We start from the raw sequence: 12493 nt of genomic DNA, 5'->3' as shown, positions 1-12493 counted from the left end.
AAATTACGCAAATAATCCCATCGCAGAGGCACGTATAAGCGGTAAATTGATGCGACGCTCCATAAACAAAAAAAGCCTGCCTAAGGCAAGCTTTTTACGTATTCTTAAATGGCTTATTTAATTTCTCTCACCCAAATATTACGGAAGCTAAGCGGTTCGCTTTTGTCGCCGTGAGCTTGTAATTTAATTGGGCTATCGCCATGTGGTTTTCTGTAACCAGGCTTGCCGATGTATTGTGTAGGGCCCATTAATTCAACGTTATTCTCCACCAAAACACCGTTGAATATAACAGTAACACGCGCAGGCGTTTTTAATTGGTCACCGTCAAAGGTTGGAGCAGTCCAGATCACGTCATAAACATTCCAGGTGCCCGGAGGGTTTGTTGGGTTAGCTAACGGGATAAATTGCTTGTATATACTGCCAGCCATACCGTTAACGTAGGTTTTGTTATTATAAGAATCTAATACCTGCAACTCGTAACCGTCATCGCCTTTGCCTATTGATGCAAGGAATACGCCGCTGTTACCACGTGCCTGGCCGGTACCTTCAATATTTGAAGGTACTTTCCACTCTATGTGTAACTGATAGTTACCAAATTTCTTTTTGGTTTCGATGTTGCCGTATTTCTTGTTAACGGTTAATACATCACCTTTTACATCCCATTTGGCAGCATCTCCGCTGGCTACGTCCACCCATTCAGAAAGCCCGGTTTTGCCGTTGAAAAGTATAATGGCATCTGATGGTGCTTCTCCTGCAACTTTACCAGGCTTTACAACCGGTGGTACAGGTTCCCATTTTTCAGTATCCTCGGGTTTTGCGTTTTGCGCGTTAGCCATATAAAAGCCTCCGCAAAGCAAAGCAGTTAAAATCAGTTTATGTTTCATTTTTTAGTTAATTGGTGCCGTTACAAATAGAGTTTGGTTTTAAGGTAAGATGCACTTTTGGCAATACTTACATAAGGATCAATGTTGGTGAAGTTTTCCTGTTCAACAATGTAATGTTTTATACCGGCTAATTTTGCCTGACCAAGGATCTTTTTAAAATCAATTGCGCCAGTGCCTATTTCCGTATTCAGATCATGATTAGATTTGTCCATATCCTTGATGTGCACCATTGCAAAACGTCCAGGATGTTTTTTGAATATCTCGATAGGATCTTTACCGGCTCGAACCACCCAATAAATATCCATTTCCATGGCTACCAACTTTGGATCGGTATACTTCAATATTGTGTCATAAAAAGTAGTTCCTTCTACTTCCTTCCACTCAAAGTTGTGGTTATGGTAACCCAGTTTTAAACCGTGTTTTTTGCAGATGGCAGCGGCTTGGTTCATTTTGGCTGCAATTGATTTAAAATCGGCTGCAGTTTTAATGAGGTCTCCGTTAAGGCTTGGCACCACAATGTAAGTCTGGCCTAAAATTTTTGCAGCTTCAATGTAGCTGTCAAATTCATCCATTTTACCGGTACTAAAGTACTCATCAAGGCCATAGTGACCGCTTGGGCTTTTCAAACCGTTCTGTTTCAACAATGCGGAAAACTCTTTTGCGGTTAATCCCCAAAAGCCATTTTGTTTAGAGTAACCAAAGGTTTCAACCTCTTTATATCCGGCTTTTGCTACAGCAACAATAACGCCTTTAACATCTTTAGGTAATTGGTCGCGCAGGGAATAAAGCTGTATGCCTATGCCGTTTGGGCTTTTCGCCGAAGCCAGTTTTGGTGCAAGCATAATGCCTGCCGCAGCCAAACCGGCTTGCGCTAAGAAAATTCTTCTGGTAGTAGTCATAATGTATTTATAAAAGTAATATTGCCGTTATAGACGCTCTACAACGGCAATAGTTTAAACATCGCAAATGTGCACAGCTTTTCTAAGCGATGCAATTTTGTCTTTTTGTTTAGGGATAAACTCTTGTGCTACAAAGCCTTTGTGGCCTACTTCAAGCACAGCCCGCATAATTGCCGGGTAGTATAATTCCTGTGTTTCGTCTATCTCATTACGGCCGGGAACGCCACCGGTATGATAATGCGCAATATACTGGTGATATTGACGAATGGTGCGGATAACATCGCCTTCATCTATCTGCATATGGTAAATATCATATAGCAGTTTAAAGTTTTCTGATCCTAAGCGTTTGCAAAGTTCAGCACCCCAAGCGGTATGGTCGCACTGGTAATCTTTGTGATCTATTTTGCTGTTCAGCAATTCCATCACTAAAACCACACCGTGCTGCTCTGCCAGTTTTACCATCGGCTTAAGTCCTTCAACACAATTTTTCCATCCTTCTTCATCTGTTTTTCCGCGACGGCTACCGCTAAAGCAGATCAGGTTTTTATATCCCGCAGCAGCCACTTTAGGTATCATTTCGCTGTATTGCTTATGAAGCTGTGCATGAAATTGCGTATCACCAAAACCATCAGTAAGGTTAATCTCAGCCCCATTACACATTGACGAAGTAAGACCATATTTTTTAAGCGTTGGCCAATCAGATGGGCCAACCAGGTCAATACCTTTTATGCCGATATCTTTAGCTGCTTTGCAAAGATCTTCAACAGATATGCCATCATAACACCAGCGGCAAACCGCATGGTTAATGTTGCCTTTGAGTTTATCGCTCATTTGTTCTTTACTATCGGGTTTGTATGACGATAACACACCACCCGTCCCTATTGCAGCTGTACCGGCGAGTATGCCTTTAATAGCTGTTCTTCTGTTTGTACCTGCCATAATATTATATATCTGCACGGCCAAGTCCCGGCTCTTCAATATCCAAACCCGGTTTGGTTTGTATTTGATTAGTATCCTTAAAGAATATGATAAACAGCAGGAATACCACCCCAGCAATAGCAGCCGGAATTAGCCAGATGCTTGTCCAGTTGTGTGATGTTTCTGTTAGTTTGTATTTGTCAACCACCGGGCCCGAAATGTAAGATCCCATTAACATACCCACACCATAAGTTGCAAGTGTTATAAAGCCTTGTGCCGCGCTTTTAAATTTCTCACCAGCAAGGTTATCAGTATAAATCTGACCCGTTACAAAGAAGAAGTCATAACAGATACCATGCATTACTATACCTGCAATCAGCATCCAGTAATTAGATTCTACATTGCCGTAAGCAAAGAAGATGTATCGGATAACCCATGCCAGCATACCTACTGCGAGCATCTTCTTAACGCCAAGGCGTACGAAGAACAACGGCATCAAAGCCATAAACAAGAACTCTGACACCTGGCCCAGCGACTGCACACCAGCCGCCGCTTTCATACCAACCTCATTTAAGAACGGATTGGTGAAATTATAGTAAAATGCCAAAGGCACACATATAGCAACAGATGCCAGGAAAAATGTTAAGTATGACCGGTTCTTTAATAAACCTAAAGAATCTAAACCCAATATATCACCAAGGCTTGCTTTTTGTCCTTTTTTAGCAGGCGGCGTTGCAGGCAACGTAAAGCTCAATAAGCCTAAAATCAACGATGCCGCAGCAGCCATTTTAAAGGTAAGGACAAGCGAGTTGCTTTGCTCCCAGCCCAACCATCCAATAACCAAACCGGCGATGATCCAACCTAAAGTACCGAACACACGTATCGGCGGAAACTCTTTACTTGGATTTTGCATTTGCCTGAAAGATACCGAGTTAACCAACGCAAGTGTAGGCATGTACACAACCATATAAGCGAAAATAATTGGGAAAAAGCCCTCAAAATTTGTTTGGGTGGTAATGTAATACAAAAGTGCTGCACCGGTTAAATGCAGTATACCCAAAACTTTTTGTGCAGAAAAAAATCTGTCGGCAATTAGCCCAATCACGAACGGTGCAATAATAGCGCCCCATGATTGTGTTGCATAAGCATTACCATTTTGCACGCCCGTGGCGTTTAAGGTTTTGCCAAGGTACGTTCCCATCGTTACAAACCATGCTCCCCAGATGAAAAACTCCAGGAACATCATGGTTGATAACTTAACACGTGTAGTTACGGTCATAATTAGTATTGGTTTAAATTAGTTAGGTTTTAGTCAGTACTTATTTTACGGTTAAAATGTATTTAACCATGGCCTTAGCATCATCTAAAGAAAGGTCAGGGTGCGCTGTCATTGGTACTGTACCCCAGTTACCACTACCGCCTGATATTACTTTTTTTGCAAGCATATCAACGTCGCTTTCTTTGTACTTTTTGGCGATATCAACCAATGCAGGGCCAATAACTTTGCTTTGCGCGTTATGGCAGGTGTTACAGTCTGCAGCGGCCATAAGCTCTTCGCCTTTATTGCCTGTGGTACCGCTGTTTTTATCAGTACCTATTTTATTTACCGATGTGTCATTAGCGGCATTTGATTGTTGCGCTACAGCGCTGTTATTGCTTGACGATGCGCTGTCTGTGTCTGCCGGTTTGTTGCTGCTACCACCGCAAGCTGTTAAGAAAGCTACGCTGATACCTAATATAAAGAATACTTTTTTCATGATGCGTTTTTGTGTTATTAGTTAATATGTGTTATAGTCCAATTAGTGATTTGTTAAAAGCTTCGTCGCTGCCGGATGCTGCAAAATCATCGAAAGCTTTATCGGTTACCCGGATGATATGGTCTTTGATAAACTGTACACCTTCTCTTGCACCATCCTCGGGATGTTTCAGGGCACACTCCCACTCTAAAACAGCCCATCCTTTGTAATCGTATTGGGTTAATTTGCTGAATACTGATTTAAAATCAACTTGTCCGTCTCCAAGTGAGCGGAAACGACCTGCACGCTCAACCCAGTTCGAATAACCACCATAAACTCCCTGACGGCCTGTAGGATTGAATTCAGCATCCTTAACGTGGAACATTTTAATGCGTTCGTGGTAGATATCGATATACTCCAGGTAATCCATTGCCTGCAATACAAAGTGCGATGGATCGTAAAGCAAGCAGGCACGTTTGTGATTATTCACATTCTCCAAGAAACGCTCGTAGCTTACACCATCGTGCAGGTCTTCTCCGGGATGTATCTCGTAGCAAAGATCGATTCCATGCTCATCGTAATAATTAAGGATAGGTTCCCAACGTTTAGCAAGCTCAGCAAAGGCTGTCTCTACCAATCCTGCCGGGCGTTGCGGCCAAGGGTAAACCATATGCCATATTAATGCGCCACTAAAGGTTACTGATGCATTTAAGCCCAGGTTTTGTGAAGCCTTTGCGGCAGCCTTAACCTGCGATACCGCCCACTCCTGCCTTTTAGCAGGATTGTTTTTGTAAGCATCGGGTGCAAATGCATCGAACAGCGTGTCGTAAGCCGGATTAACGGCTACCAACTGTCCTTGCAAGTGCGTAGAAAGCTCGGTTATCTCCAAGCCGGCTTCTGCAACAATGCCTTTTATCTCGTCGGCATAAGTTTTACTATCTGCCGCTTTTTGTACATCTATAAAACGAAGGTCGTTTGTTGGCAATTGTACACCTTTGTAACCCAATCCGGCAGCCCATCGGCAAATAGATTTCAGATCATTAAAAGGTGCGGTATCACCAATAAACTGGGCTAAGAAAATAGCCGGTCCTTTAATGGTATTCATGCCTTTAGATTGTGTATTTGGTCCATTTTTCGTTGCTCTCGTTTGAGGCAACCACATTATTTATAAATGCCATACCGCGGATACCATCATCTACAGATGGGAAATCGATCCACTCAGGAACTTGGCGGCCTTCTATCTTAGCGCTTAGCGCCGAAGCGAAGTTGCGATAAAGGTTACCAAATGCTTCAAGGTATCCTTCCGGATGACCTCCGGGAGTACGGCAGTTTGAAGTAGCCGAAGCTGATAAATGACCAGTGTAACCGGCACCTGCACGTAATATTTCAGCAGGTTTATCCAGCCATCTAACAATTAATGTGTTTGGCTCCATCTGGTTCCACTCAAGGCCGCCATTTTCTCCGTACACACGGATCTTTAAAGCGTTTTCCTCACCTGCTGCAATTTGAGATGCAGTAAGTGTGCCTGTAGCGCCCCCGTCAAAACGAAGCAACACTGCGCCGTCATCATCAAGCATACGGCCATCAACCACGATGTTTAGTGCTGCACTAAGTTCACTGATCTTTTGGCCGGAAATAAACTCTGCCAGGTGAGCTGCGTGTGTACCAATATCACCCATTGCGCCGGCTTTACCAGATTTAGATGGGTCGGTGCGCCACGAAGCCTGGGCGTTACCTTCACGTTCTGAAAGGCGGCTTAACCAGCCTTGCAAATACTCAACATATATTTTTCTTACTTTACCTAAAGCGCCGCTTTTTACAATTTCGCGGGCTTCCTTCACCATCGGGTATCCGGCATAGGTGTGGGTAAGCAATAGCATCAATCCTGTTTCCTCTACTTTTGCTTTAAGTTGTTTAGCTTCCTCAAGCGTAAAAGTGATAGGTTTTTCGATCACCACGTTAAAGCCATTTTCTAAAGCCTGCATTGCCGGAGCAAAGTGTGCAAAGTTTGGCGTAACAATGGTTACAAAATCCATACGATCATCGGCCGGGCGTTGTGCTTCGGCTTTGAACATTTCATCGTAAGTGTTATAAGTGCGTTCTTCGGGTAAAAAAAGCATACGGCCACTTTCCTGCGCAACATCTGGGTGCATACTTAAGGCACCACAAACCAGCTCAACCTGACCATCCATGTTGGCAGCTATACGGTGGATAGCACCTATAAATGCATCCTTGCCACCGCCTATCATGCCCATGCGTAATTTTCTGTTACTCATAATAGCTGTAAAGTATAAATCGGAACAAGCCCGGATTTACCTTTGTTTTAAGATTAGATAAATGTGTAAAAACCGCTCCGTATTTTTTACGGAGCGGTTGATGTTCAAATGTAAACGTATTTTTTATGATAAAGCCCAGGCCTTATCACCTTTTTTGTATGGATAATCGCCAATGTATTTGCCCGGTACAGGTACATATCTAAGCGCCTTTGTTGCGCCCGGCTCTGAGGTAAAGTAACCCAACAGTGTAAGCTGTTTGATCATGCTGAAGTAATGGTTAGGATCTTCAGGCTTTTTATTTTTGTTGTAATCCTTAGCCTCTTTGTCTAACTGGGTAAGCAATTCTGTACGTTGTTTTGCATCGGCCTCCATGAAGCTTTTGTTGTACTTTTTGCTTGATGCATCATTAAGGTCTTTTAAACCTTTTTTGAAGATCTTTTGGTCGTCATCGGTATAACAATCGCGTACCATAACGGCCATAAATGCACCCACTTTTGCTGCTTTAGCACCCGGGGTTGAGGTTTCAGGCAAAATGGTTTCTGCTATTTCATCCATGTAGGCCGTAGTATCTGCATTAAACAGGTCGTCGGTATTTACCGATCCGCCTGACTTACAGCCTGACACGAAGAACTCGGCTCCGATAACGGCACCGCCCAGTATCAAACCCACTCTGCTTATCGCGTCTCTTCTATCCATTGTTTTATAGAATTAATGAGTTAATGTTTTTAATTGTATTAATTATTACGCTTTTAGCTCAAAACCCGCAGGGTACTGGCGTTTAACGTACTGGTTAACATCGTCAAAGTTGGTAACCTTCATGGCTTTGTTATCCCATGTGTATTTGAACGCGCCACCTTTAAGGTCATGACCACGAACCGCAAGGTTAGCCATCAGCAAAGCCTCGGTAAGCGGGCCTGCAACTTCAAATGGAGAACTTACTTCCATTTTACCATAACCGGCTATAGCTGCCTCTACCCACTGTGCATAGTGACCATTTGCACCACCAGGAACACGTTTGTATTTCTGAGGCGCTTTCGCATCCTTGGTGCGTTCTTTTGGTAGCAGGGTAGCCGCATCAGAATAAGTGCTTGCGTACATTTTACCTTTACTACCAATGAACAAGGTACCGTTACCTTCTTCGCCACCCCATTTTTCGTTAGGGCCAAGCTCGTCAGGTCGCTCCGGCTGTATACCGCCGTCCATCCAGTGAAGCGTAACATCACCTTTGGTTTTGGCAGTTTTAGGGAAGGTTAACGTAATGTGGCTTGATGGCGGGCAGCTCTCAGGGAAGCTACCTTTTCTAAACGAATCTACATAGACGCTACCCACGCTGGCTTGTACGTCTTTAACATATTGTAAACCCAATACGCGGAACGGAGCTTCAACAAGGTGGCAACCCATATCGCCTAATGCACCTGTGCCGTAATCCCACCAGCCGCGCCAGTTGAACGGAACCAATTTCTCGACATAATCTTTGTGAGGTGCAGTACCTAACCAAAGATTCCAGTCAAGCTCTTTAGGGATGTTCTGACTTGGATCAGGCCATTTAATACCTTGTGGCCATACCGGGCGGTTTGTCCAGCAGTAAATAGTATCTACATCACCAATAAGGCCTGCATCATACCACTCTGCCATTAAGCGGGTACCATCGTTTGAAGCACCCTGGTTACCCATTTGGGTAACTACCTTAAATTTTTTAGCAGCCTCGGTCAGCAAACGTGCTTCCCAGATATCATGCGTTAGTGGTTTTTGCACATAAACGTGTTTACCCAGTTGCATGGCATGGTATGCTATGATAGCGTGGTTATGATCTGGGGTAGATACTGATACAGCATCGAAATTCTTATGATCTTTTTCTAAAAGCTCGCGCCAGTCTTTAACGTATTTGGCTTTAGGGAACGAAGCCCTTGACTTTGCAGCCTGACGGTCGTCGACGTCACACAGATAAGCAATATTTGCTTTACCGCTTTTTGCAAAGTTAGCAATGTCACTTTCACCTTTACCGCCAGCACCAATACCGGCAACATTGAGCATATCGCTTGGTGCGGTAAAGCCTTTGCCGCCCAGCACGTGGCGTGGTACGATCATTAAACCGGCAGCAGCCACTGATGTGGATTTAAGAAAATCCCTTCTCGAGGCGCTGTTCGTAGTTGTTTCTTTTTTTTCAGTCATTGGTAGTCGAATTTCAATACTGTATTAAATATTACCCTTTTTAAGCTCTTCAACGGCATGGTTTGCAGCGCGTGCTGTAAGTGCCATGTAGGTAAGCGATGGGTTTTGGCAAGCAGCTGATGCCATTGCAGCACCATCTGTAACAAACACGTTCTTGGCATCCCAAACCTGGTTCCATTCGTTAAGAACCGATGATTTTGGATCGCGGCCCATACGTGCGGTACCCATTTCGTGGATACCACGGCCTAATACCGGCTCAGTTGTATAAGTCTGTACGTCTTTAACACCTGCGTTCTCAAGCATCTCTTTCGCATCGTTCATCATATCGATGCGCATTTTGCGCTCGTTATCCTTACACTCAGCGTCAATTGCCAATACAGGTAAACCCCACTTGTCCTTTTTCTCTTTATCCAGGAATACGCGGTTCTCGTGATAAGGAAGCGTTTCACCGAAACCACCCATACCAAAGTTCCAGCTGCCTGGTTCTGATAATGCATCTTTAAATGCACCACCAATATTGAGCTCTGCAATGTCGCGGCTCCAGTTTTGGCGACTGCCGCCACCCTGGTAACCAAATCCGCGGATATAATCGCGTTTCTCGCCGTTTAAGTTACGGTACCGAGGGATATAGATACCATTAGCACGACGGCCAAAGTAGTATTTGTCTTCAAAGCCTTCGATACGGCCACCCGCACCAACACCTAAGTGGTGATCCATCAGGTTGTGACCAAGCTGGCCGCTGCTGCTGCCCAAACCACCTTCCCAAACATCGGTAGCAGAGTTCATTAACACCCATGCACTGTTTAGTGCAGATGCGTTAACGAAAACGATCTTAGCGAAATATTGGTAAGTTTTATTGGTTTCAGCATCCAATATCTCAACACCTTTAGCTTTTTTGGTGTCTTTATCGTAAAGTATCTTAGTTACGATTGACCACGGGCGAACGGTTAAGTTACCGGTTGCCATAGCTGCAGGTAAAGTAGCAGATTGCGTGCTGAAGTACGCACCAAACGGACAACCTAACCAGCATTTGTTACGGTACTGGCAATTTGTACGATTGTTATGCGGCACGGTGATATTGGCTGTACGGCCAATGATGAAGTGCCTTGCATCTTTATAAAAATCCTTGAAACGTTTTTGAACGTCTTTCTCAATAACATTCATCTCCATTGGCGGCATAAAATCACCATCCGGCAGAATTGGAACGCCATCTTTATTACCAGAGATACCGGCAAAGCGCTCTGCGTAACCATACCAGTCATGCAGGTCTTTGTAACGGATAGGCCAGTCTGTACCGATACCATCTTTTGCGTTTGCTTCAAAGTCGGTATCGTGCCAGCGGTATGATTGCCTGCCCCACATTAACGAACGACCACCTACGTGATAGCCACGGAACCAGTCGAAACGCTTAATTTCAACATACGGGCTTTCTTTTTCGTTGGTCCAATAGTCAAGGTTGGTTTCATTCAGAGGGTAATCGCGTTTTAGTACGGGATAATCCTCTATCATTTTTTGCGTGCGACCGCCACGGTGTTCAAATTCCCATGGTGCCTTATTGGCATTAACATAGTCTTTAATGTGTTCTATGTTTTTACCACGCTCCAACATGATGGTTTTTAAACCCTTCTCAGTCAGTTCCTTGGCGGCCCAGCCGCCTGAGATACCTGAACCAATGACTATCGCGTCATAAGTGTTATTAGACATAATAAGTATAGCGTTTATTTTAGTTTTAACAATTGGTTGTCTCGCCTAATGTATGAATAAAATTAATTTTACAAGCATTATCCATTGTGTTTTTTTCACACATTGCATCTGTTAGTTAGTAGTTTTTGGTTTGCAGTTTGCAGCAGTCATTTTAACCCTGTAAATTGCCTGCTGGCAACTGCTGACTAAGAAAGATTTCCCTTCTTCATCTCTCCTACTGCATGGTCTACTGCGCGTGCGGTAAAAGCCATATAAGTAAGAGACGGATTTTGGCATGATGTTGAGGTCATGCTGGCACCATCTGTTACGTATACGTTAGGGCAAGCATGCAAACGATGCCATTTATCAAGCATTGACGTTTTAGGGTCTTTACCCATACGTACCCCTCCCATTTCGTGGATATCTAAACCAGGCGCGCGATGATCAGTCCCGGGTCTTATATTTTTGAACCCTGCCGAGGTAAACATTTCTGTCATCTGCTCGATGTAGTCCTTCTTCATTTTTTCGTCGTTGTCGTCGTAATCTACCGAGATCTTCAATTGCGGGATTCCCCACGGATCTTTAAGGCTTTTATCTAACGCAACGTAATTACTTTCTTTAGGGATGGTCTCACCCATCATGTGCGAACCAACCTGCCAGCCGCCAAGTTCTTTGTTAACCAGATTTTTCTTTAAGTCCTCACCTATGCCTTCACCGCTTTGCATGCGGCCGCGGTAAGCATATAAGCCGGCCGCATAACCTCGGAGATAATTTGTTTCTTGTTTATGCAGATTTCTGAAGCGTGGAATATAGCCACCACCAGCCGGGTTACGACCATCTGTGGTCCATTCCTTGGCACCATCATATTCTGCATTAATGTGTGCCGAATAGTTATGGAATGCTACATATTTACCCAGCGTACCGCTGTCATTTCCCAAACCGTTAGGGAAACGGCTTGATCTGGAGTTAAGCAGTATCAGGTTACTGTTTAATGCTGCGGCATTTACAAATATTACCGGTGCGTAATATTCTATGGCTTCTTTGGTTTGCGCATCAATAACGCGCACACCCGTAGCTTTGCCTTTCTTATCATCATAAATGATAGACTCAACAACAGAATGTGGCCTTAACGTACACAAGCCTGTTTTTAATGCCCAGGGTATGGTTGATGAATTGGCACTAAAATAGCCACCGAACGGGCAACCGCGCTGACAAAGTGTACGCTCCTGGCATTGACCACGACCCTGATCCAAGTGGATCTGGTTGGGTTTTGATAAATGCGCACATCGTGCACTTATTACGTGCCTGCCTTTGTAGTTCTTTTTAAGGTGATTGCTAAAATAGGTTTCAACAGCATTTAATGGAAAAGCCGGTAAAAATTCACCGTCAGGTAATTCTGCCAGGCCATCGCGGTTACCTGATATACCTGCAAACTTTTCTACGTAGCTGTACCATGGCGCAATATCCGCGTATCGGATAGGCCAGTCTACTGCGAAACCATCACGCTCAGGGCCTTCAAAGTCAAAATCACTCCAGCGCTGGGTTTGGCGTGCCCATAATAATGATTTACCACCGGTTTGATACCCGCGGATCCAATCGAAGGGTTTTTCCTGCACATAAGGGTGCTCGGCATCCTTAACAAAAAAATGCATAGCGTCCTCGCCAAAAGCATAACAACGGTTAACAATGGGGTTAGCCTTCTGTACCGCGTCTGGCACCACCCCATGGTGTGGAAACTCCCATGGGTAAAGGTTAGTGGTTGGATAATCTTTTAAGTGTTTAACATCGCGGCCACGCTCTAAAACCAGGGCTTTAAGTCCTTTGCCGGTAAACTCTTTGGCAGCCCAGCCACCGCTCATACCCGAGCCTATAACAATGGCATCGAACGTACGCTCTTTTATGCTATCTATATTTAAGTTTGCCAT

General features: G+C 44.2%; 11 protein-coding genes. All 11 read right to left on the bottom strand.

Translation table 11 applies throughout. From position 1 onward, the window contains the following. Positions 1–113: 113 nt before the first annotated feature. Entirely contained in the window at positions 114–884 is a 771-nt protein-coding gene (locus FPZ42_RS13265; protein WP_146272124.1) for a 3-keto-disaccharide hydrolase, read from the bottom strand. A 20-nt stretch (positions 885–904) separates the two neighbouring features. Then, on the bottom strand, positions 905–1783 hold the full coding sequence (locus FPZ42_RS13260) for a sugar phosphate isomerase/epimerase family protein (protein ID WP_146272123.1): 879 nt from the start codon (positions 1781–1783) through the stop codon (positions 905–907). A 54-nt stretch (positions 1784–1837) separates the two neighbouring features. Then, on the bottom strand, positions 1838–2722 hold the full coding sequence (locus tag FPZ42_RS13255; protein WP_146272122.1) for a hydroxypyruvate isomerase family protein: 885 nt from the start codon (positions 2720–2722) through the stop codon (positions 1838–1840). 4 nt (positions 2723–2726) lie between these two features. After that, entirely contained in the window at positions 2727–3980 is a 1254-nt protein-coding gene (locus FPZ42_RS13250) for a nucleoside permease (RefSeq protein ID WP_146272121.1), read from the bottom strand. Positions 3981–4020: 40 nt separating this feature from the next. After that, complete coding sequence (locus tag FPZ42_RS19280; RefSeq protein WP_219124658.1) at positions 4021–4458, bottom strand: c-type cytochrome; 438 nt, start codon at positions 4456–4458, stop codon at positions 4021–4023. Positions 4459–4489: 31 nt separating this feature from the next. Next, on the bottom strand, positions 4490–5542 hold the full coding sequence (locus FPZ42_RS13240) for a sugar phosphate isomerase/epimerase family protein (protein ID WP_146272120.1): 1053 nt from the start codon (positions 5540–5542) through the stop codon (positions 4490–4492). A gap of 4 nt (positions 5543–5546) precedes the next feature. Further along, positions 5547–6713 (bottom strand): Gfo/Idh/MocA family protein, encoded by a 1167-nt coding sequence (locus tag FPZ42_RS13235; protein ID WP_219124656.1) that lies wholly within the window; start codon positions 6711–6713, stop codon positions 5547–5549. A 123-nt stretch (positions 6714–6836) separates the two neighbouring features. After that, positions 6837–7409, bottom strand: coding sequence for a gluconate 2-dehydrogenase subunit 3 family protein (locus FPZ42_RS13230; RefSeq protein ID WP_146272119.1), 573 nt, complete (start codon positions 7407–7409; stop codon positions 6837–6839). Positions 7410–7454: 45 nt separating this feature from the next. Further along, positions 7455–8885, bottom strand: a complete 1431-nt coding sequence (locus FPZ42_RS13225) for a Gfo/Idh/MocA family protein (RefSeq protein ID WP_146272118.1) — start codon at positions 8883–8885, stop codon at positions 7455–7457. Between the two features lie 24 nt (positions 8886–8909). Continuing rightward, on the bottom strand, positions 8910–10589 hold the full coding sequence (locus FPZ42_RS13220) for a GMC oxidoreductase (protein WP_146272117.1): 1680 nt from the start codon (positions 10587–10589) through the stop codon (positions 8910–8912). Positions 10590–10774: 185 nt separating this feature from the next. Then, a complete protein-coding gene (locus FPZ42_RS13215; protein ID WP_146272116.1) occupies positions 10775–12493 on the bottom strand; it encodes a GMC oxidoreductase in 1719 nt (572 codons plus the stop codon).

Origin of the sequence: Mucilaginibacter achroorhodeus (assembly GCF_007846095.1) — a bacterium.
In the GTDB taxonomy this organism is placed as follows: Bacteria; Bacteroidota; Bacteroidia; order Sphingobacteriales; family Sphingobacteriaceae; genus Mucilaginibacter; species Mucilaginibacter achroorhodeus.
The sequence above is the reverse complement of the archived record's forward strand: the minus strand, read 5'-3'. Positions and strand labels throughout refer to the sequence as shown.